Source organism: Bradyrhizobium sp. GW821-FHT12B03, assembly GCF_058807535.1.
Genome location: NZ_JBXAQU010000011.1, coordinates 22,932 through 42,965 on the forward strand (window position 1 = coordinate 22,932; position 20,034 = coordinate 42,965).

At 65.0% G+C, this 20,034-nt stretch carries 19 protein-coding genes and 1 tRNA gene; 10 read left to right on the plus strand and 10 right to left on the minus strand.

Annotation, left to right across the window (positions count from 1 at the left end):
* Positions 1–5: 5 nt before the first annotated feature.
* From AC1RUR_RS21115 to AC1RUR_RS21155, 9 genes are all read right to left on the minus strand, one after another.
* Entirely contained in the window at positions 6–212 is a 207-nt protein-coding gene (locus AC1RUR_RS21115) for a hypothetical protein (RefSeq protein WP_492847451.1), read from the minus strand.
* The gene (gene nuoE, locus AC1RUR_RS21120) at positions 212–823 is read right to left on the minus strand and encodes an NADH-quinone oxidoreductase subunit NuoE (protein WP_492847453.1); all 612 of its coding nucleotides are present in this window, start codon (positions 821–823) and stop codon (positions 212–214) included. The genes AC1RUR_RS21115 and nuoE overlap by 1 nt, the downstream gene beginning before the upstream one ends.
* Positions 824–835: 12 nt before the next feature.
* The gene (locus AC1RUR_RS21125) at positions 836–1,798 is read right to left on the minus strand and encodes an FkbM family methyltransferase (RefSeq protein ID WP_492847455.1); all 963 of its coding nucleotides are present in this window, start codon (positions 1,796–1,798) and stop codon (positions 836–838) included.
* The gene (locus tag AC1RUR_RS21130) at positions 1,798–2,994 is read right to left on the minus strand and encodes an NADH-quinone oxidoreductase subunit D (RefSeq protein ID WP_492847457.1); all 1,197 of its coding nucleotides are present in this window, start codon (positions 2,992–2,994) and stop codon (positions 1,798–1,800) included. The genes AC1RUR_RS21125 and AC1RUR_RS21130 overlap by 1 nt, the downstream gene beginning before the upstream one ends.
* A gap of 2 nt (positions 2,995–2,996) precedes the next feature.
* Complete coding sequence (locus AC1RUR_RS21135; protein ID WP_492847459.1) at positions 2,997–3,611, minus strand: NADH-quinone oxidoreductase subunit C; 615 nt, start codon at positions 3,609–3,611, stop codon at positions 2,997–2,999.
* An 11-nt stretch (positions 3,612–3,622) separates the two neighbouring features.
* The gene (locus tag AC1RUR_RS21140) at positions 3,623–4,210 is read right to left on the minus strand and encodes a NuoB/complex I 20 kDa subunit family protein (protein ID WP_492847461.1); all 588 of its coding nucleotides are present in this window, start codon (positions 4,208–4,210) and stop codon (positions 3,623–3,625) included.
* Positions 4,201–4,566 (minus strand): NADH-quinone oxidoreductase subunit A, encoded by a 366-nt coding sequence (locus AC1RUR_RS21145; protein WP_008136158.1) that lies wholly within the window; start codon positions 4,564–4,566, stop codon positions 4,201–4,203. Before AC1RUR_RS21145 ends, AC1RUR_RS21140 begins: the two co-directional genes overlap by 10 nt.
* A gap of 718 nt (positions 4,567–5,284) precedes the next feature.
* On the minus strand, positions 5,285–7,537 hold the full coding sequence (locus tag AC1RUR_RS21150) for a TonB-dependent siderophore receptor (protein WP_492847463.1): 2,253 nt from the start codon (positions 7,535–7,537) through the stop codon (positions 5,285–5,287).
* A gap of 178 nt (positions 7,538–7,715) precedes the next feature.
* Complete coding sequence (locus AC1RUR_RS21155) at positions 7,716–8,228, minus strand: MarR family winged helix-turn-helix transcriptional regulator (protein WP_492847465.1); 513 nt, start codon at positions 8,226–8,228, stop codon at positions 7,716–7,718.
* 180 nt (positions 8,229–8,408) lie between these two features.
* Here AC1RUR_RS21155 and AC1RUR_RS21160 point away from each other — a divergent pair, with 180 nt between their 5' ends.
* From AC1RUR_RS21160 to AC1RUR_RS21205, 10 genes are all read left to right on the plus strand, one after another.
* On the plus strand, positions 8,409–9,599 hold the full coding sequence (locus AC1RUR_RS21160; RefSeq protein ID WP_492847467.1) for a Rieske 2Fe-2S domain-containing protein: 1,191 nt from the start codon (positions 8,409–8,411) through the stop codon (positions 9,597–9,599).
* A 61-nt stretch (positions 9,600–9,660) separates the two neighbouring features.
* Complete coding sequence (locus tag AC1RUR_RS21165) at positions 9,661–10,956, plus strand: spinster family MFS transporter (protein ID WP_492847469.1); 1,296 nt, start codon at positions 9,661–9,663, stop codon at positions 10,954–10,956.
* 141 nt (positions 10,957–11,097) lie between these two features.
* On the plus strand, positions 11,098–11,301 hold the full coding sequence (locus tag AC1RUR_RS21170; protein ID WP_015685754.1) for a hypothetical protein: 204 nt from the start codon (positions 11,098–11,100) through the stop codon (positions 11,299–11,301).
* Positions 11,302–11,461: 160 nt separating this feature from the next.
* Positions 11,462–11,538, plus strand: a tRNA-Asp gene (locus AC1RUR_RS21175).
* 203 nt (positions 11,539–11,741) lie between these two features.
* Positions 11,742–12,056 (plus strand): HU family DNA-binding protein, encoded by a 315-nt coding sequence (locus AC1RUR_RS21180; protein ID WP_492847471.1) that lies wholly within the window; start codon positions 11,742–11,744, stop codon positions 12,054–12,056.
* A gap of 103 nt (positions 12,057–12,159) precedes the next feature.
* Entirely contained in the window at positions 12,160–13,410 is a 1,251-nt protein-coding gene (pepT, locus tag AC1RUR_RS21185; RefSeq protein WP_492847473.1) for a peptidase T, read from the plus strand.
* Positions 13,411–13,844: 434 nt separating this feature from the next.
* Positions 13,845–14,204 (plus strand): hypothetical protein, encoded by a 360-nt coding sequence (locus tag AC1RUR_RS21190; RefSeq protein WP_492847475.1) that lies wholly within the window; start codon positions 13,845–13,847, stop codon positions 14,202–14,204.
* A gap of 117 nt (positions 14,205–14,321) precedes the next feature.
* Positions 14,322–14,720, plus strand: a complete 399-nt coding sequence (locus tag AC1RUR_RS21195) for a FixH family protein (protein ID WP_492847477.1) — start codon at positions 14,322–14,324, stop codon at positions 14,718–14,720.
* Entirely contained in the window at positions 14,717–16,180 is a 1,464-nt protein-coding gene (locus AC1RUR_RS21200; RefSeq protein ID WP_492847479.1) for an efflux RND transporter periplasmic adaptor subunit, read from the plus strand. Before AC1RUR_RS21195 ends, AC1RUR_RS21200 begins: the two co-directional genes overlap by 4 nt.
* The gene (locus tag AC1RUR_RS21205) at positions 16,177–19,368 is read left to right on the plus strand and encodes an efflux RND transporter permease subunit (protein ID WP_492847481.1); all 3,192 of its coding nucleotides are present in this window, start codon (positions 16,177–16,179) and stop codon (positions 19,366–19,368) included. Before AC1RUR_RS21200 ends, AC1RUR_RS21205 begins: the two co-directional genes overlap by 4 nt.
* Positions 19,369–19,394: 26 nt before the next feature.
* Here AC1RUR_RS21205 and AC1RUR_RS21210 read toward each other — a convergent pair whose 3' ends face one another.
* Positions 19,395–20,018, minus strand: a complete 624-nt coding sequence (locus AC1RUR_RS21210; protein ID WP_492847483.1) for a class I SAM-dependent methyltransferase — start codon at positions 20,016–20,018, stop codon at positions 19,395–19,397.
* Positions 20,019–20,034: the final 16 nt, after the last annotated feature.

Consider the following 20,034-nt stretch of genomic DNA (forward strand, 5'->3'; position numbering starts at 1 on the left):
TCCGATCAACGAATGGACTGCTTGTAGGCAAGTCCGGCGGCGCAGACGGCGAAGGTCAGCGCCCAGAGCAGGCTGGATTCCAGCGACGCGTTCAGGCCGAAGCGTTGCAGGAGAAAGATGAAGGCGGCCGCCACTGCGGCATGCATCGCGATGAAGCCCCACTTCTTCATGACACCGCTCCCCTGCACGGCCGGCGACGAGAGATCCCGCATCAGGTGATCTCCTTCAGAGTGGTCGGCCCGGTGATCGGCGCCGAGAACTGGCGGCCGTTCTGCGGACCGGGCTTCGGCGGATTGCCGGAGGCAAAGCCGTCGAGCACCTTGCCAAAGCTTTCCTTGGTCAGATCCTCATAGGTGTCCTTGCCGATCAGCACCATCGGCGCGTTCACGCAGGCCCCCAGGCACTCGACCTCTTCCCAGCTGAAATTGCCGTCCTTGGAGAGATGGAAGGGCTCGTGATGGATGCGGTGCTCGCAGACGTGGATGAGGTCCTCTGCGCCGCGCAGGCGGCACGGCGTGGTGCCGCAAACCTGGACGTGGGCCTTCTTGCCGACGGGAGCGAGCTGGAACATCGTGTAGAAGGTCGCAACCTCCAGCACGCGGATATAGGGCATGTCGAGCATGTCGGCGACGGCGCGGATGGCGGCTTCCGAGACCCAGCCGTCGTGCTGCTCCTGGACGCGCCAGAGGATCGCGATGACCGCGGAGGCTTGCCGGCCGGCCGGATATTTCGCGATCTGCTGCTTGGCGAACGCGAGGTTCTCCTCCGTGAACGCAAAGCTCGCGGGCTGGACTTCCTTCGGTGCTAATCGGCGGACGGACATCTCTTCAATCTCTCACTGCATGCGGCGCGCGGTTTTCGCATTCAGGACATCGATCCTGTCCTGCCAGAATGCGCTTGCGGTGCCGAAAACGTTGTAGCCGACGTGGGTCGAGACCTTGATGCGGTCGAGGATCGACAGCTCGGTCACGGTCTCCATCCGGTTGCTGCGCGGGTCGAACACCATCAGCTTCATCGGGGTCTGCTCGAGGATGAAGCGCGACACCGCGTGAGAGCGGTCGCTGCCGTGCTCCTCGCACATGATGACGCTGTCGGTCTCGAGCAGCCGGGCACCGCCCTTGATCGCCTCGATCTCGACGCCCTCGACGTCGAGCTTGATCAGGTACTTGCCGCTGGCCGCGATCCTGCCGTCGTCGATGAGGTTGTCCAGCGCGATCACAGGCACCTCCTCGCCGCCCGACGACGGATCGCCGGCGATGCTGAAGGCCTCGTGCTTGGTGCCCGACAGCCGCGCGGTGCCGCGCGAGGCGCCGATCGCGCATTTCATGGTCTCGAAACGGTTGCCGTTGACGCGCGCGTTGTTGGCAAGCTTCGGATAGTTCTGCCCGGACGGCTCGATCGCGATCGCCTTGTGCGCGCCGAACGGCTTGCTCGAGACCAGCACCGACCAGTAGCCGTAATTGGCGCCGCAATCGAGCAGCGTGTAGTCGACGTCGATGGAGTCGGCGAACAGGAGCTCCAGCTCGTCCTCGTAATTATAGGAACGGTTGAGCAGCTTGCTCCAATAGCCGTCGCCATAGGGGAATTCGAACACGGCGTCGGGATTGAGCTTGATCGCGATGTTGCGCTCCGGCAGCGTCTTCCGCAGCAGGTTGGCGCAGGCGATGTAGCCCATGTGCGAGAAGTGCGAGGAGATCTTCGATCCCGTCACCAGCGCCAAGGCAGCCGTCCGCTCCCACAGGTTGGCCCCTTCAAGGGCCCCCGAGGCACGGTCAAACTGGATCGGCGCCTGCGCCATCACCGATCGACCTCTCCGAACACGATGTCGAGCGAGCCCAGGATCGCCGAGACGTCGGCGAGCAGATGGCCGCGGCAGATGTGGTCCATCGCCTGCAGATGCGCAAAGCCCGGCGCGCGGATCTTGCACTTGTAGGGCTTGTTGGTGCCGTCGGCGACGAGATAGACGCCGAACTCGCCCTTGGGCGCCTCGACCGCGGCGTAGACCTCGCCGGCCGGCACGTGAACGCCTTCGGTGTAGAGCTTGAAGTGGTGGATCAGCGCTTCCATCGAGCGCTTCATCTCGCCGCGGCGGGGCGGTGCGACCTTGTTGTCCTCGACGACGACGGGGCCCCTGCCCTCAGGCGCGTTCAGCTTCTGGATGCACTGCTTCATGATGCGCACGGACTGGCGCATCTCTTCCATGCGGATCAGATAGCGGTCGTAGCAGTCGCCGTTCTTGCCGATCGGGATGTCGAAATCCATCTCGGCGTAGCACTCATAGGGCTGCGATTTGCGCAGGTCCCAGGCCGCGCCAGAGCCGCGCACCATCACGCCCGAAAAGCCCCACTCCCAGGCTTCCTTCAGCGGCACCACGCCGATGTCGACGTTGCGCTGCTTGAAGATGCGGTTGGCGGTGAGCAGGCGGTCGAGGTCGTCGACGACCTTCAGGAACGGATCGCACCAGGCCTCGATGTCGTCGACCAGCTTCTGCGGCAGGTCCTGATGCACGCCGCCGACGCGGAAGAAGGCCGCGTGCATGCGGCTGCCCGAGGCGCGCTCGTAGAACACCATCAGCTTCTCGCGCTCTTCGAAGCCCCACAGCGGCGGGGTGAGCGCGCCGACGTCCATCGCCTGCGTGGTGACGTTGAGCAGATGCGACAGGATGCGGCCGATCTCGCAATAGAGCACGCGGATCAGCTGGCCGCGGCGCGGCACCTCGATGCCGAGCAGCTTTTCCGCGGCGAGGCAGAAGGCGTGCTCCTGGTTCATCGGCGCGACGTAGTCGAGGCGGTCGAAATACGGGATCGCCTGCAGATAGGTCTTCTGCTCGATCAGCTTCTCGGTGCCGCGGTGAAGCAGGCCGATATGGGGATCGACGCGAGCGACGACCTCGCCGTCCAGTTCGAGCACCAGACGCAGCACGCCGTGCGCAGCCGGATGCTGCGGTCCGAAGTTGATCGTAAAGTTGCGAAGCTGTTCGGGTTGCTCGTTCATGATCAGACCTTCGGCCCTGCTTTTTCATCGCCCGGAAGAACCGGATAGTCGGCGCCTTCCCACGGAGACAAAAAGTCGAACTTGCGGAATTCCTGGTTGAGCCGGACGGGCTCGTACACCACCCGCTTCTCCTGGTCGTCGTAGCGGACCTCGACGAAGCCGGTGGTCGGGAAATCCTTGCGCAGCGGATGACCCTCGAAACCGTAATCGGTGAGGATGCGGCGCATGTCGGGATGGCCGACGAAGAACACGCCGTAGAGGTCGTAGGCCTCGCGCTCGAACCAGTCGGCGCCGGGGAACACATCGATCAGCGACGGCACCTGGGTGGTTTCGTCGGCCTGGGCCCTGAGCCGGATCCGCGCGTTCAGGGTCGGGGACAGGAAGTGATAGATCACGTCGAAGCGCTTCTCGCGATCCGGATAGTCCACCGCCGTGATGTCGGTGAAGTTGACGAAGCGGCAGTTCGGATCATCGCGGAGGTACTTGACCACCTCGACGATCCTGGCGGCCTCGACATCAACCGTGAGCTGGTTGAAGGCCACGGAATGATCGAGGGCCGCGCCCGGAAGCGCGCTAACGATCGTTTGCCCAAGGGCGTCGAGCTTGCCATCGTCCATGACGTAAAACCTTAGCGTTCGATGGTGCCGGTGCGCCGGATCTTCTTCTGCAGCAGCAGCACGCCGTAGAGCAGCGCTTCCGCCGTGGGCGGGCAGCCCGGCACGTAGATGTCGATCGGCACGATGCGGTCGCAGCCGCGCACGACCGAGTAGGAATAGTGATAGTAGCCGCCGCCATTGGCGCAGGAGCCCATCGAGATGACGTAGCGCGGCTCGGGCATCTGGTCGTAGACCTTGCGCAGCGCGGGCGCCATCTTGTTGGTCAGGGTGCCCGCGACGATCATCACGTCGGACTGGCGCGGCGAGGCACGCGGCGCGAAGCCGAAGCGCTCGACGTCGTAGCGCGGCATCGACACCTGCATCATCTCGACCGCGCAGCAGGCGAGACCGAAGGTCATCCACATCAAGGAGCCGGTGCGCGCCCAGGTGATGAGGTCGTCGGTCGCGGCCGTGAAGAAGCCCTTATCCGACAGCTCGGAGTTGACCTCGAGGAAGAACGGATCATTGGCGCCGACCGGCCGGCCGGTCGACGGATCCAGGATGCCCTTGGGGGCCGGCGCGATCACCGGACCTGTGGACGTTGCAGGGTTCAATCCCATTCGAGTGCGCCTTTCTTCCATTCGTAGGCGAACCCGACCGTCAGCACGGCGAGGAACACCACCATGGACCAGAAGCCGGTCGCGCCAAGCTTGCCGAACGCCACCGCCCAGGGAAACAGGAACGCCACTTCGAGGTCGAAGATGATGAAGAGAATGGCGACCAGATAGAAGCGGACGTCGAACTTCATGCGGGCGTCGTCGAAGGCGTTGAAGCCGCACTCATATGCCGACAGCTTTTCCGGGTCCGGCTGCTGGAACGCCACGATGAACGGCGCGATCAGCAGCACGAGGCCGATGAGGCCCGCTACCCCTATGAAGACGACGAGTGGAAGATAGTTCTGTAGAATGCCGCTCATTGGCGAGCCCTTTTTCCCGCGACGTCGGGGGAGCCGCGGATTCGTCCCGATTTGGAATTATTCTGAGCCTTAGCGCAGTGCACCAATGGGCGCAAGACACGCTCTTTTTAGGCCCTTTGCCGCCCCAGAACGGTGGAAATCCCGGAATCACCCCGCGGCTGGTATGGAGCAGATCGCCAAGCCCAGCAAGGGTGACCGCAGTATTGTGCAGCGGCCGTTCCGAGATTGCGGTGCACAGACCAAGCCGGCGCTTGCCCGCATGGCATCCGGTCAAATTGCTCGGGTTTTCGTGCGGCAGCGCACCCAGACCCAGGCCATGACCGTCGCGGAGGCCCTTACCGTCACCCAAGCGACATACTGGCCGGCCGCAGCGCCGAGCAGGACAGGTGCGGCAAGGACACGTATCCACAGGCGCGGATGGTCAGACGAGCCATGCATCGCGACGGGACCGGGGCCCGTCTGGCGAATGCATCGGTGCGACACCCGCCCCGGATCGACCGCGAGCGCGGCGACAGCGACGTGCCGGGGCGTCGCACGCGCCACGCTCGCATGAGCTCCGGGCCGGGGGGCATAGCCCGGGAGCTCATCGATCTCCCGATGGGAAGATCAGCGGTGGTGCCGTCGGCGGAGCGGGAAGACGGTGGAGATCAGGCTGGTCGAAAAGCCTGACGGGCACAGCTTCGCGATGACCTGTCCTCGCCTCTCCCCATCATCTGCCTCACCATTTGTAGGAGACGCTGGCGGTGATGCGCCGGCGGTCGCCGTAGAAGCATGACGTCGCCGAGGCGCAGCTCGCGACATAGATCTTGTCGGTCAGGTTGATGACGTTGAGCGCCGTGCGCCAGTTCTGCCATTCGTAATGGAGCGCGAGGTCGCCGAGCACGACCGCGGGAACTTCGAGCGTGTTGGCGGTGTCGGCCCAGGAGGAGCCGACATAGCGCACGCCGCCGCCGAAGCCGAAGCCCTCGAGCGGTCCGTCCCTAAAGGTGTAGTCCGCCCAGCCCGACACCAGCATCTCGGGCGTGTTGGTCGGGGTCTTGCCGACCAGCGACTGATCGAGGTCCTTGCTGGTGAAGAGATGGTAGGCGGTGAAAGCGCCGATCAGCTTCAGTTCCCTGGTGGCGTTGGCCACCGCTTCGAGCTCGATGCCGCGCGAGGTCACCTCGCCGGTCTGGTTCTGCAGCAACGAATTCGACGGATCGGTCGTCAGCGCGTTCTGGCGCTTCAGGTCGAACACCGAGGCGGTGAAATAGCCGTCAAATCCCCTGGGTGCCACCTTGACGCCGATTTCAGCCTGCTTGCCGGTCTCCGGAAGCAGCAGCTGGTTGCTGCCGTTCAGGCCGACGACGGGATTGTAGCTCGTCGCATAGGAGATGTAGGGCGCAATGCCGTTGTCGAAATTGTAGATCAGCCCGGCGCGCCCGCTGAACTTGCTGTCGTCGCGGCTCGCGACCGTGGCGCCCGTAAAGCGATTGTCCTGGGTGGTCTCGACCCAGTCATTGCGGCCGCTCAGCACCAGCGTGAAGTTACCGAACTTCATCTGGTCCTGCAGATAGGTCCCGGCCTGCTTCTGCGTGATCCGGAAATTTCGGAACGGATCGCCCGCAAACGGAATGTCGCTCAATCCGTAGGCGGGATTGAAGACATTGATCGAGGGAACGCCGCCCCCGAAGAGCTGATAATCATCGATCTGATAGCCCTTCAGATCGACGCCGAACAACATCGTGTGCTTCACCGGGCCGGTGTCGAAGCGATATTCGAGCTGGTTGTCGAGATCGGCTTGGTTGGCGGTGTTCTTCGCGTACCAATTGTAGCGGTTGAGCGTGGCGGTTGCCTGATTGCCATAGCCGTTGCCAACGTAGCCGCGATAGGTCACGTCGACATGGGCAAAGCGCGCATTCTGCCGGAACGTCACATCGTCGGTGAGATTGCGCTCGAACTGGTAGCCGAGCATCTCCTGCTCGCGCGTGAACTTGTCGACGCTGGGATCACCGGCAAAGAAGCTGGTCGGAATCTTGCCGAACGAGGCGTTGGTGACGGTGCCGACATAGGGCAGGAAGTTGATGCCGCGGGTTTCCTGCCGCGAGGCGGAGGCCAGCACCGTGAACGTGGTGTCTGCATCCGGCTTCCAGGTGAAGGACGGCGCGATGAAGTAGTTGTTGTCGGGCGTGAAATTGACCTGCGTGTTGCCATTCTGGACCTGGCCGACGACGCGGTAGAACAGTTTGCCGTTCTCAGGCTGGGTCGCGACGGGACCGCCGACGTCGAAGCCGACATAGGCATTGCCGAAATTGTTGACGCCGGTTTCGATGTAGCGGATCGGCTCGGCCGGCGGCAGCTTGCTGATGACGTTGACGATGCCGCTCGGGCTCGATCCGCCATAGAGCACCGCCGACGGGCCGCGCAGCACCTCGACGCGCTCCATGTTGGGCGGCTGGAGCTTCCAGCTCGCATAGGAGGTGTAGAACAGCTGCATGCCGTCGAGGAACAGCCCGACATCGTCGGACTTGAAGCCACGGATCAGCCACCAGTCGTTGCGCGTGTCCGCGCCGAAGGTCCCTGCCCGCACGCCGGCGGTGTAGCGCAGCACCTCGTCGAGCTTGTTCGGCTTCTGGTCGCGGATCTGCTCCGCGCCGATCACGGACACCGATTGCGGCGTCTCCATGATCGGCGTGTTGGTCTTGGTGCCCGACGAGCTGCGGCCGGCAACGTAGCCATTCACCGGCCCGCGCGGCGTCTCGACGAAGCCGGCGTTGCGCTGGGGCAGCGGCTTGTTGCGACTGGCGGTCTGCACGACGCGCCGCGGCGCGGTGCGCACGGCGGCAGTGGGCGCGCGGCGGCGCGCTTCCGGCGCCGTGACGGTCACCGACGGCAGGTTCTGCGCGCCGCTCTGCGTGGACGATTGTGCGAGCGATGCCTGCGGCATCAAGATCCAAGCGGATGCGGTCGCCAACACGGCCGACCGCAGCATTCCAAGTCTGTTCAACGCACCACCCCAAAGCTGCATGTTCGATGCGTCATGCCGTGATGTCCCGGCACGGCATGCGCTTGAAGGTGACGCTTATGTGAGGGCGTGCAATTTCCCTAATTGAAAGCTTCTTAGAAATCTTCTTAGAAGCGATCCAACATTTCCGGGGATTGCGGAGACATCAGCGCGAATTCTTTTCGGCCTCGAGCATCTCGGCGGCAATCGCACTGAGCTGATCGATCTGCCGCAGCAGCGTGTCGAACTCGGCTTCGCTCAATTGTTCCAGCAGGCGCCGGTTGCGCTCCTGCGCGCCTTCGACGATCGCATCATGCGCGGCAAGGCCCGTTGCGGTCAGCGCGACCAGCACTTCGCGGCTATCCTTCGGATTTGCCGACTTCGCGATCAGCTTGCGCGACACGAGCTCGGCGAGCGCGCGGCTGATCTGTCCCTTGTCCTGACCGACGGCTTCAGCCAGCCGCGCCACGCTCATCGGCGGCCGCCGGCCGAGCGAGGCGACGAGACCGAACTCGACCGAGGACAATCCGGCAATCCGCTTGTAGCGCAGGATGGCACCGCGCCTGAGCAGGTTGGCCAGCACCATCAGCCGCGACGACAGCATCGCGGTGATCGGCGCCGGCTCGCTGTCACCCGCATCGGGCGACGCGTGCCCATCCCTGCTCGATGTCTGGCTCATGGTCCACCTCTGCCAAGAAAGCCCGGACATGCCAAGTGCTGGTAGCGCAACCTCCCCAGCCCTCGTCGAAATGCGACTAAGAGGCATTTGGAAGATCGTTGACATTGTCATCGAATTATTTTTCACTGAGGCAAGGCACAAAAAGGCCCGGCCAACACGGCCCACAGCGGGAGGATCAGCATGACCGTCACCCAGCGTGATCGCGATCTCGGCACGGCCTATGCGATGAAGTCCGCGCAGACGCGCACCGAGCTCACCTCGGTCGTGCGCGGCACGCCGATGGGCGAACTGCTCCGCCGCTACTGGCACCCGGTCGGGCTCATCAGTGACGCCACCGACACCCCGAAGAAGGTGCGCGCACTGGGCGAGGATCTGGTGCTGTTCCGCGACAAGCACGGCCGCGCCGGCCTGCTACACGCGCGCTGCTGCCACCGCGGCACCACGCTTTACTATGGCAAGGTCGAGGAGGACGGCATCCGCTGCTGCTATCACGGTTGGAAGTTCGACACCGAAGGCCATTGCCTGGAGCAGCCCTGCGAGCCCGGCGGCGGTCCCTTCAAGGACAAGGTGCGCCAGCCCTGGTACCCGGTCGAGGAGCGCTACGGGCTGATCTTCGCCTATATGGGCCCGGCCGAGAAACGCCCGGTGCTGCCGGCTTACGAATGCCTCGAAAACATGGACGACGGCGAGTTCGTCGAGGCGGACGATTCCTCGATCGGCGGCGGCGGGCCGGCCGTCATTCCCTGCAACTGGCTGCAGCATTTCGAGAACGTGGTCGATCCCTATCACGTGCCGGTGCTGCACGGCTCGTTCTCGGGGCCGCAATTCACTGACATGATGGCCTCGATGCCGGAGGTGAAGTTCGACAGGACGCCGCGCGGGATCGCCGTGCGCTCGATCCGCAAGCAGGACGACGGCAAGGTGTTTTACCGCGTCACCGAGGCCGCCCTCCCCACCTTGCGCGTCGTGCCCAATCCGCGCGTCGCGCAGTTCGCCCGCGTCGAGTCGATCGGCTGGACGCTGCCGATCGACGATACGTCCTTCCGCATCTACGTCGCCGGCCGCGTCAAGAACACCGGCGACATCGGCCGCATGCGCTCGAAGTTCAACGGCAAGTTCTGGTGGGACATGACGGAGCAAGAGCATCAGCAATTTCCGGGCGATTACGAAGCCCAGGTCGGCCAAGGCCCCGTGACCGTCCACTCCGAGGAGCATTTCGGCCAGAGCGACCGCGGCATCCTGTTGATCCGGCGCATGCTGAGCGACCAGCTCGACGCGCTCGCCGCGGGCGGCGATCCGATCGGCGTCTCGTTCGACGCGAGCGCGCCGCCGGTCGAATTCGAAGCGGGGAACTACATCCGCGACGCGTAAAGCTGCCAGCTCCAACCAGGGCTGGACCGACAACGACAACAAAGACAAATTGGGGGAAGCGATGGTCGATGTGACGTCACAGATGTCGGTGCAAACGGCTGCCGCGGCAAAGCCCTCGGCGCGGCGCTACTATGTGCTGGGCCTGCTCACCATCATCTACGCGCTGAACTTCCTCGACCGCACGATCTTCAACGTCCTGATCGAGCCGATCAAGAAGGAGTTTGCGCTCAGCGACACCATGATGGGCCTGCTCGCGGGCTTCGGCTTCGCGCTGTTCTACTCCCTGCTCGGCATCCCCATCGCGCGCGTCGCCGACCGGCTCAACCGGCGCAACATCGTCGCCGCCGCCTTCGCGTTCTGGAGCGCGATGACGGCGCTGTGCGGCGCGGCCTCGAGCGTGACCTCGCTGGCGCTGGCGCGCATCGGCGTCGGCATCGGCGAATCCGCGGGCTCCCCCGCCTCGCAGTCGATCGTCGCCGATCTCTTTGCCAAGAACGAGCGTCCGCGCGCGCTCGGCATCTACGCCATCGGCACCTATCTCGGCGTCTTCCTCGGCTATTTCGTCGGCGGCTACGTCAACCAGCACTATGGCTGGCGGATGGCGTTCTATGTCGCGGGCCTGCCCGGCATCCTGCTCGCATTGGTCCTGTGGCTGACGATCTCCGAGCCGAAGCGCGGCGCGATGCAGGAGAGTTTCGTGCCCGAACCGCTCGGGCCGACGCTGCGCTTCCTGGCCTCGCAGCAGAGCTTCATCATCGTGCTGATCGGCTTCTGCCTGACCACCTACACGAACTACGCGACCGCGGCCTGGATCCCGCCGTTCCTCGCCCGCGTGCACCACCTGTCGAGCGCCGAGATCGGGACCTATGCCGGCACCTTCAAGGGGCTCGCCGGCATGGCCGGCACCCTGCTCGGCGGCTTCGTGGTGGCGCAGATCAGCCGCCGCGACGACCGCTGGAAGCTGTGGGCGCCCGCGATCACCTCAGGCCTCGCCGGCCCGGTGTTCGCGCTGTGCATGCTGACACAGGACTTCAAGATGATGGTCGCCATGCTGGCGCTGACCTCGTTCCTGGTGGGCTTCCATCTCGGGCCGATCTTTGCGATCGCGCAGACGGTGGCAAAGCCGAGCATGCGGGCGCTGGCTTCGGCGCTGATTGCGCTCACCGCCACCTGCTTCGGCCAGGGCGTCGGCCCGCTCGCCGTCGGCATGGTCAACGACGCCTTGAAGGGCAGCTATGGCGCCGACGCCGTGCGCTATTCCCTGCTCTCGGCGGCGGTCACGACCATTCTGGGCGCCCTGCTGTTCATCTGGGCGGCGCGCTCGATCCGGGCCGATATCGTCCGGGCGGCCGCCTGAGGCCCGGTCCGGCCATAAGCCCGGCGAAACCAACCGGGCGTATTCATGAAACCATTTTGCGGAACCCGCGAAACCATCCGGAAACAGACGGTCCCTAAAAGAAGAGCCATAGACGGCGGCAAAGCCCGTCGGGAGGCTCAGATGAACCACTCCATTCACTCTGCTGATCGTGCGACCCACCTGAAGATCGTGGTGGTGGCGCTGGTGGCCGGCATCGCGGTGGCCGGTTTCGGGATCGCGGCCCGCACCAATGCCGATTACAGCCAGACCGCCCAGTCGACCCACGTCATCAAGGCCGGCAAGCCGGTGGTCGTGACCAGCGCGGGCACGTCCGAGATTCGCTAAATTGCCCTGTTCCGGGCTGACCAGAGGCCGCCGCCAGGCGGCCTTTTTCGTTTTCCAGAGCAATGCTTAGCCGAGACGCGCGGGCCAAGCGCAACGTCCTTGACTTCACCCAGCCCCGCCTTTAAGTCCCCCCTCGTTCCGCGCGCTTTCAGCGAACCACGCGGGAGTAGCTCAGTTGGTTAGAGCGCCGGCCTGTCACGCCGGAGGTCGCGGGTTCGAGCCCCGTCTCTCGCGCCATTTTGGCAATCCCTTCATAGCCTTAGCCTGAATTTCTCGACGCCTTTCGCGGCTCTGTCGGCGATTGCCGGCGGCAATCGGGAACTCGCGGCATAGTCAGCCTGCGCCCGAATCGTCTACCCCTTCCGGGACTTGGAGGGATCCCCACGCTTTTCCGGCTTTTCCGGGGCTTCCCTGTCATTGGACAATCGAGGAGGCCCGACATGGCAAAGAAGGATTCGGCGAAAAAGGCAGCCGCTCCCACCACCATCACCCTCAAGCACCTTGCCGCCGACATCGCGGAGAGCCAGGACCTGTCGAAGAAGCACGCCGAGGCGGTCCTCACCGACATGGTCGACCTGATCACCAAGCACCTGAAGAAGGGCGACCGCGTCCGGATCGTGGGGCTGGGCATCCTTCAGGTCCGCAAGCGCGCCGCCCGCACCGGCCGCAATCCCGCCACCGGCGAGCCCATCCACATCAAGGCCAGCAAGAAGGTCGCCTTCCGTCCGGTCAAGGAACTTAAAGAGGCGATCTAGCACTGACGTTTCATTGAGCTCGTTCGACGCCGTTCCGGCCGCAACGCGGCCTCCTTTTCTGGTATACCGCCTGCTCCCCCTGACCTCGGCGGTTTGACCAGAAATGTCCTCCCTCACCTTCACGCATACCGTGACCGAGCGCTTCCTGCGCTACGTCACCATCGACACCCAGTCCGATCCGGAATCCCCCAGCTCGCCCTCGACCGAGAAGCAGAAGGATCTCGGCCGCGTGCTCGTCACCGAGCTGAAGGCCATCGGCATCGCCGACGCGCATCTCGACGACTACGGCTATGTCTACGCGACGATCCCGGCCAACACCGACAAGAAGGTGCCTGTAATCTGCTTCTGCTCGCACATGGACACCTCGCCCGACGTCACCGGCAAGGACGTCAAGCCGCAGGTCGTGAAGAACTATCGCGGCGGCGACATCGCGCTGCCGGGCGACACCAGCCAGGTGATCCGCTTCGCCGAGCACCCGGCGCTGAAGAACCAGATCGGCAACGACATCGTCACCACCGACGGCACCACGCTGCTCGGCGCCGACAACAAGGCCGGCGTCGCCGAGATCATGGATGCCGCGTATTTCTTCATCAACAATCCCGATGTGAAGCACGGCACCATCAAGATCCTGTTCACGCCCGACGAGGAGATCGGCCGCGGCGTCGACAATGTCGACATCAAGAAGCTCGGGGCCGATTTCGGCTACACCATGGACGGCGAGAGCGCGGGCTGCGTCGAGGACGAGACCTTCTCGGCCGACGGCGCCACCATCACCATCAACGGTGTCAGCGCCCATCCGGGCTACGCCAAGGGCAAGATGGAGCACGCGATCAAGATCGCAGCCGCCATCATCGAGCGGCTGCCGAAGGAAGGCTGCTCGCCGGAGACGACGTCAGGCAAGCAGGGCTTTCTGCATCCGATCAGCATCGATGGCGCGCTGGAGCAGGCGACGCTCTCCTTCATCGTCCGCGACTTCACCGAGGAAGGGCTGAAGGAGAAGGAGGTCCTGCTCGATACCGTCGTCAAGGACGTGATGAAGGACTATCCGCGCTCGACCTACACGTTCGAGGTGCGCGAGCAGTACCGCAACATGAAGCAGGTGATCGACCGTCACCCGCACATCCTCGAATACGCCATCGAGGCGATCCGCCGCGCCGGCCTGCGGCCGATGCGCACCGCGATCCGCGGCGGCACCGACGGCTCGCGCCTGTCCTTCATGGGCCTGCCCTGCCCCAACATCTTCGCCGGCGAGCACGCGTTCCACTCGCGCCTGGAATGGGTCAGCCGCCAGGACATGGAAAAGGCGGTGCAGACGATCGTTCATCTCGCCATGATCTGGGAGGAGAAGGCGTAGGCGTGCGGCTTACTCCCCGAGAGTTCGAGCGCTAAAGCCTCCACGACGTCATGGCCGGGCTTGTCCCGGCTATCCACGCCTAGCGACGCGGCACCAAGAACGTGGATGCCCGGGACAAGCCCGGGCATGACGACCTCTTGTGCGATTGCCCTGATGCGGGCGCAAAATAATTCCGGGTGCTGCGGAACGATCCGGCGCGGAGCGCGTTGAGAGTTCAAGTCCCAAGGATGAAGATTGTGAGCACAAAAGGCCTCAGCCGGTCAGCCCCGGGCTGGGGCCTTTCCGTGTCTTGGCACGCCCGTCCAGCGAGGCACCGCGCGCAGTAACATCGTACTCCGCGATCGTGCGAGACAGTTAACCACCCCCACGCCCTGCTCGCACACTCGTGAAGCACCGGACTTTCCAATGTGGTTCCCGTGTGAGAGTGTCGCGTCATGATTGCTCGTCGCATCCTCAGGCTCGTGCTCGCGGTCCTCGTGACCGCGGGGCTGATGGTTGCGCCGCTGGTGACGCCGGCGGCCGCGGGACATCCGATGGCCGGCGACATGCAGATGTCCGGCGCGCACGACGTGTCGGCCGACATGCCGTGCTGTCCCGATCAGCAGGACGGCAAGCAATGCCAGGACTGCCCTCTCCTCGCGATCTGCATGTTGAAGGTGTTGCAGTCTGCGCCGGCGGTCGTGACGGCAATTCTCGATCCGCTCGCGCTCGAGCGGCTCCAGCTGCTCGATGATGCCATCGCCGACGGCCTCACCCGGCCACCTCCGGATCATCCACCTCGATCAATCGTCTGACCGGCGCTCCAGCGCCTGAACATGCGTGCCGGAAGCGGCGCGCATCGCTGCCTGCCGTCCTGCAACGCGTCAAATCGTTGCGTGCGGCTCCATCAGACCCATCGAGGAATTGACATCATGACAACGTCCAATGTTGCGCGCGCCGCCATGGCTGCGCTGATCGCCGCCGCGTTTGCGACGTCCGCGCGCGCCGAGATCAAGAACTACGAATTCCAGCTGGTGCAGCCGACCGTCAAGGCCGGCGCCGATCGCATCGTGACGGTGCGACTGGTCAACAAGACCTCCGGCAAGACCGTGCCGGATGCGGTGGTGTTCGCCAGCCGGCTCGACATGGCGCCCGACGGCATGCAGGAGATGGCCACCAAGGTCACGCCGATGCCCGGCAGCGAGCCCGGGACCTACCGTTTCAAGGCCACCTTCGGCATGGCCGGGCGCTGGCAACTTTCGCTCGGCGCCAAGGTGCAGGGCGAAAGCGGCACGGTCGAAAACAAGCTCGTCGTCACGGCCGAGCAATGAGCAGGACCCGCCTCATCGGCCTTGCCGCTGTGCTCGTCGCAGCGGCGGGCGCCGCGCCGTTTGCCGGCAGCTTCTTGCCGGCGAATGGCGATCCGATCCTGTCCGCAGCGAATGCGGCGGATGCGGCCGCCCCGCTCTATTATCAGGACCCGGACGGCAAGCCGCTCTATTCGCCGACGCCGAAGAAGACCGAGGACGGCCGCGATTATGTCGCCGTGCCGGCTCCGACTGATACGCCCGATCAGCCCGCAACGATGAGCGCGGCCGAGCCCAGGGGTGAGCACACGGGCAATCGCAAGATCAAATATTACCGCAACCCGATGGGCCTGCCCGACACCTCGCCGGTGCCGAAGAAGGATTCGATGGGGATGGATTACATCCCGGTCTATGACGGCGACGACAGCGACGACGGCACGGTCAAGCTGTCGCCCGGCAAGATCCAGCGCAGCGGCGTCAAATCCGAGCCGGCCGAATTGCGCCGGCTGCGGACGCTGGTGCGCGCGCCCGGCACCATTCAACTGGACGAACGCCGCGTCTCGGTGATCACCATGCGTGCCGAGAGCTATGTGCAGAGGGTCGCCGACGTCACCACCGGAAGCCGCGTGACCCGGGGGCAGCCGCTGATGGAGATCTACAGTCCGGCGGTGTCGTCCGCCGCGGCCGAATATCTCGCGACCATCACCTCGAAGACGACCGCGGGCATCGAGCCCTACGGCCGCGGCTCGCGGCAGCGGCTGGTCAATCTCGACGTCCCCGAGCCCGTCATCGCCGAGATGGAGAAGAGCCATGTGGTGCCGATCACCCTGCAATGGTCGTCGCCGCGCGACGGCATCGTGCTCCAGCGCAATGCGATCGAGGGCATGCGCGCCCAGCCCGGCGATATCCTGTTTCGCATCGCCGACATCTCGCTGGTGTGGGCCAATGTCGACGTCGCCGAGCGCGACCTCGGCGGCATTGCCGTCGGCCAGCCCGTGACGGTGCGCGCCCGCAGCTACCCCGGCCGGGATTTTGGCGGCCGGATCGGCGTCATCTATCCGCAACTGAACAAGGAGACACGCACGGCCCGGATCCGGATCGAGCTCGCCAACGCCGATCTCGCGCTGCTTCCCGACATGTATGTCGATGCCGAGATCGACACCGGCAATCCGGCGCCCGTGCTGGTGGTCGCCGAGAGCGCGGTGCTGGATACCGGCAGCCGGCAAGCCGTCCTGGTCGACAAGGGACAGGGCCGCTTCGAGCCGCGCGAGGTGAAGCTCGGACGCCGCGGTGACGGCTATGTCGAGATCCGCGACGGGCTTGCCGAGGGCGATGCGATCGTCACCTCCGCCAACTTCCTGATCGATGCCGAGAGCAACCTCAAGGCGGCCCTCAAGGGGCTCGCCGAAGGCGGCAACGCCCAAGGCGCTGACTCACAAGGCTCTGACGCGCACGGCAGCCACGCCATGGGAGGCAAGCCATGATCGCGCGCATCATCGCCTGGTCGGCACGCAACCTGCTGCTGGTGCTGTTCGGCGCCGGCTTTGCCACGGCTGCCGGCCTCTATGCCTTGCTCCATCTGCCGCTGGACGCGATTCCCGATCTCTCCGACACCCAGGTCATCGTCTACACCGAATATCAGGGACAGGCGCCCCAGGTGATCGAGGACCAGGTCACCTATCCCCTCACCACGGCCATGCTGACGGTGCCGAAATCGAAGGTGGTGCGCGGCTTCTCCTTCTTCGGCGTCTCCTTCGTCTACGTCATCTTCGAGGACGGCACCGACATCTACTGGGCGCGCTCGCGCGTGCTCGAATTCCTCAACGGCGCCGCGGCGCGGCTGCCGGCCGGCGTCACGCCCACAATCGGCCCCGACGCCACCGGCGTCGGCTGGGTCTACCAATACGCGGTGATGTCCAAGGAGCTGAACCTCGCCGAGACCCGGACGATCCAGGACTGGAACCTGAAATTCGCCCTCGCCAAGGCCGAAGGCGTGGCGGAGGTCGCCAGCGTCGGCGGCTTCGTCAGGCAGTACAACGTCATCCTCGATCCGCAGCGCATGCGCGACCTCGGCATCACCATGGCGAAGATGCGCGACGCCATCCGCGCCAGCAATGCCGACGTCGGCGGCCGCACCGTCGAGCTCTCCGAGTTCGAATATGTCATCCGCGGCAAGGGTTATCTGAAGAACGTCGACGATCTCGGCAGCATCGTGCTGAAGACCGACAACGGCACGCCGGTCAAGCTGCGCGACGTCGCCCGCGTCGAGCTCGGGCCGGACGAGCGGCGCGGCATCGCCGAGCTCAACGGCGAGGGCGAGGTGACGAGCGGCATCGTGCTGCAGCGCTTCGGCATGAACGCGCTCGACGTGATCGAGAGCGTCAAGAAGCGCTTCAAGGAGATCGCGAGCAGCCTGCCGAAATCGGTCGAGATCGTTCCGGTCTACGACCGCTCCAACCTGATCAAGGCCGCGATCGAGACACTCAGGCACACGCTGCTCGAGGAGAGCATCGTGGTGGCGCTGGTCTGCATCGTGTTCCTGCTGCATGTCCGTAGCGCGCTGGTCGCCATCCTGATGCTCCCCGTCGGGGTGCTGATGGCGTTCGGGGCGATGAAGCTGCTCGGGATCGGCTCGAACATCATGAGCCTCGGCGGCATCGCGATCGCGATCGGCGCCATGATCGACGCCGCGATCGTCATGATCGAGAACGCGCACAAGCATCTCGAGCGCGCCGAGCCCGGCCGCTCGCGGGTGGAGATCCTGATCGAGGCCGCCGCCGAGGTCGGCCCGGCGCTGTTCTTCAGCCTTTTGATCATCACGGTGTCGTTCATGCCGATCTTCACGCTGGAATCGCAGGAGGGCCGGCTGTTCAGCCCGCTCGCCTTCACCAAGACCTTCGCGATGGCGGCGGCGGCACTGCTGTCGGTCACGCTGGTGCCGGCGCTGATGGTGATCTTCGTCCGCGGCAGGATCATCCCCGAGCACAGGAACCCGATCAACCGCTTCCTGATCTGGATCTATCGGCCGGTGATATCGGGCGTGCTGCGGGCGCGGATCGCAGTGATCCTGCTCGCCTTCGCCGTGCTCGCCGCCTCGATCTGGCCGGCCGGCCGGCTCGGCTCGGAGTTCATGCCGAACCTCAACGAGGGCACCCTGCTCTATATGCCGACCACGCTGCCCGGCATTTCCGTGACCAAGGCGGCCGAGCTGATGCAGACCCAGGACCGCATCATCCGCTCGTTTCCGGAAGTGGCCTCGGTCTACGGCAAGGCCGGCCGCGCGGCCACCGCGACCGATCCGGCGCCGTCGGAGATGTTCGAGACCATCGTCGACCTCAAGCCTAGGGAGCAATGGCGTGCCGGCGTGACCATCGACAGCCTGATCGCCGAGATGGACAAGGCGCTGCAGTTTCCCGGCGTCTCCAACGCCTGGACCATGCCGATCAAGGCGCGCATCGACATGCTCTCGACCGGCATCCGCACGCCTGTCGGCATCAAGGTCATCGGCACCGATCTCGCCGGGATCGACAGGCTGGCGCGGCAGATCGAGCAGGTGATCAAGGCGGTGCCGGGCACCTCCTCGGCCTATGCCGAGCGGAGCCTCGGCGGCTACTATCTCGAGATCACGCCGGACCGCGAGGCGCTGTCGCGTTACGGCATCATGGTGCAGGACGTGCAGGACACGATCGCGACCGCCCTCGGCGGCCAGACGGTGACGACCACCGTCGAGGGCCGACAGCGCTTCTCCGTCAACATGCGCTATCCGCGCGACTTGCGCGACAATCCGAAGGCGATCGCCAGCGACATCCTGGTGCCGATGCCGGGCGGCGGCGCCGTTCCGCTCGGCGAGGTCGCGAGCGTCACGCCGGCGCGCGGGCCGACCTCGATCCGGACCGAGAACGGACAGCTCGCCACCTATATCTATGTCGACATCCGCGACCGCGACCTCGGCGGCTATGTCACTGACGCGCGGGCCGCGGTGCAGGCGAGCATCCAGTTCCCGCCGGGCTATTATCTGGTCTGGAGCGGGCAATACGAATATCTGGAGCGCGCCACCGCGCGGCTGAAGATCGTGGTGCCGGTGACGCTGCTGATCATCTTCCTGCTGCTCTACCTCAACTTCCGCTCGATCACCGAGACCGTGATCGTGATGCTCTCCCTGCCGTTCGCCCTCGTCGGCGGGCTGTGGTTGATGTGGTCGCTCGGCTTCAACCTCTCGGTCGCCGTCGCGGTCGGCTTCATCGCGCTCGCGGGCGTGGCGGCCGAAACCGGCGTGGTGATGCTGATCTATCTCAACCACGCGCTCGCCGAGACCAGGGCGCGCTGTGCGCTTGCGGGCCGCACGCTGACCCGCGACGATCTCGACAAGGCGATCATGGAAGGCGCGGTCGAGCGCGTCCGCCCGAAGATGATGACGGTGGTTGCCATCATGGCCGGCCTGTTGCCGATCATGTGGAGCAGCGGCACGGGCTCGGAGATCATGCAGCGCATTGCCGTGCCCATGATCGGCGGCATGATCTCGTCGACGCTGCTGACGCTGATCGTGATCCCCGCGATCTTCGGGATCGTGAAGGGTCTTGGGCTACCGTCCTCTCCCGGCACCGACGTCACGCCACCGCTTCGCGTCGAAAGCCGCGAGCAACACCACGACGTGCTGGAGCCAGCCCAATGAGCACGGGCTGCGCGATCGTAAGGGATCTATGCCGACCTGACGAAGCTGCTGAACTGAAAATTCTGCACCGATTGCCACGGCGTCGCATGCTGATGACGGCGATGATCCGTCAACGTGAAGCCGGCGCCGAGCAGCGCGGCGATACTGTCGGCGCTGTGACGGGTCACCGGCAAGCCGCTGCATTTCTCCGGGCCGTCGGTCGCGAATGTGCCGATGACGACATGCCCGCCGATCTTCACCGCGCGCCTGACGCATGCGACATAGGCCGCTCGTTCCTCCACTGCGTTTAGGAAGTGAAGCGCTGCGCGATCGTGCCAGACGTCGTAGGTCCGCGTTGGCTGCCACGCCGTCACATCGGCCACGACCCAGTCCACGCCGTCGCCGGCGGTACCGAGCCGCGTCCGCGACGCCGCAAGCGCTGCGTCGGACAGGTCAAGCACGGTCAGGTCCGTATATTCGGCGGTCAATAGCGCATCGACCAGTCGAGACGCGCCGCCGCCGATATCGATAATCGCCGAGGCCGGCCCGGCGCCGGCCAGCGCAATCAATTCGAGCGAAGGCGACGGACTCTCCTGGAACCAGCTCACCTCGCGTTCGCCCTTGCCTTGGTAGACAGCCTCCCAATGGGCCGCACGGCCTGACGTCGTCATGATGCCTCATCCTGCG

Coding starts and splice junctions, on each gene's coding strand:
- nuoE (WP_492847453.1), bottom strand. CDS start 823: ATGTCCGTCCGCCGATTAGCACCGAAGGAAGTCCAGCCCGCGAGCTTT.
- AC1RUR_RS21155 (WP_492847465.1), bottom strand. CDS start 8,228: ATGAGCCAGACATCGAGCAGGGATGGGCACGCGTCGCCCGATGCGGGT.
- AC1RUR_RS21115 (WP_492847451.1), bottom strand. CDS start 212: ATGCGGGATCTCTCGTCGCCGGCCGTGCAGGGGAGCGGTGTCATGAAG.
- AC1RUR_RS21150 (WP_492847463.1), bottom strand. CDS start 7,537: ATGCTGCGGTCGGCCGTGTTGGCGACCGCATCCGCTTGGATCTTGATG.
- AC1RUR_RS21165 (WP_492847469.1), top strand. CDS start 9,661: ATGGTCGATGTGACGTCACAGATGTCGGTGCAAACGGCTGCCGCGGCA.
- AC1RUR_RS21130 (WP_492847457.1), bottom strand. CDS start 2,994: ATGAACGAGCAACCCGAACAGCTTCGCAACTTTACGATCAACTTCGGA.
- AC1RUR_RS21160 (WP_492847467.1), top strand. CDS start 8,409: ATGACCGTCACCCAGCGTGATCGCGATCTCGGCACGGCCTATGCGATG.
- AC1RUR_RS21140 (WP_492847461.1), bottom strand. CDS start 4,210: ATGGGATTGAACCCTGCAACGTCCACAGGTCCGGTGATCGCGCCGGCC.
- AC1RUR_RS21145 (WP_008136158.1), bottom strand. CDS start 4,566: ATGAGCGGCATTCTACAGAACTATCTTCCACTCGTCGTCTTCATAGGG.
- AC1RUR_RS21125 (WP_492847455.1), bottom strand. CDS start 1,798: ATGGCGCAGGCGCCGATCCAGTTTGACCGTGCCTCGGGGGCCCTTGAA.
- AC1RUR_RS21180 (WP_492847471.1), top strand. CDS start 11,742: ATGGCAAAGAAGGATTCGGCGAAAAAGGCAGCCGCTCCCACCACCATC.
- AC1RUR_RS21170 (WP_015685754.1), top strand. CDS start 11,098: ATGAACCACTCCATTCACTCTGCTGATCGTGCGACCCACCTGAAGATC.
- AC1RUR_RS21135 (WP_492847459.1), bottom strand. CDS start 3,611: ATGGACGATGGCAAGCTCGACGCCCTTGGGCAAACGATCGTTAGCGCG.
- AC1RUR_RS21210 (WP_492847483.1), bottom strand. CDS start 20,018: ATGACGACGTCAGGCCGTGCGGCCCATTGGGAGGCTGTCTACCAAGGC.
- AC1RUR_RS21190 (WP_492847475.1), top strand. CDS start 13,845: ATGATTGCTCGTCGCATCCTCAGGCTCGTGCTCGCGGTCCTCGTGACC.
- AC1RUR_RS21200 (WP_492847479.1), top strand. CDS start 14,717: ATGAGCAGGACCCGCCTCATCGGCCTTGCCGCTGTGCTCGTCGCAGCG.
- AC1RUR_RS21195 (WP_492847477.1), top strand. CDS start 14,322: ATGACAACGTCCAATGTTGCGCGCGCCGCCATGGCTGCGCTGATCGCC.
- AC1RUR_RS21205 (WP_492847481.1), top strand. CDS start 16,177: ATGATCGCGCGCATCATCGCCTGGTCGGCACGCAACCTGCTGCTGGTG.
- pepT (WP_492847473.1), top strand. CDS start 12,160: ATGTCCTCCCTCACCTTCACGCATACCGTGACCGAGCGCTTCCTGCGC.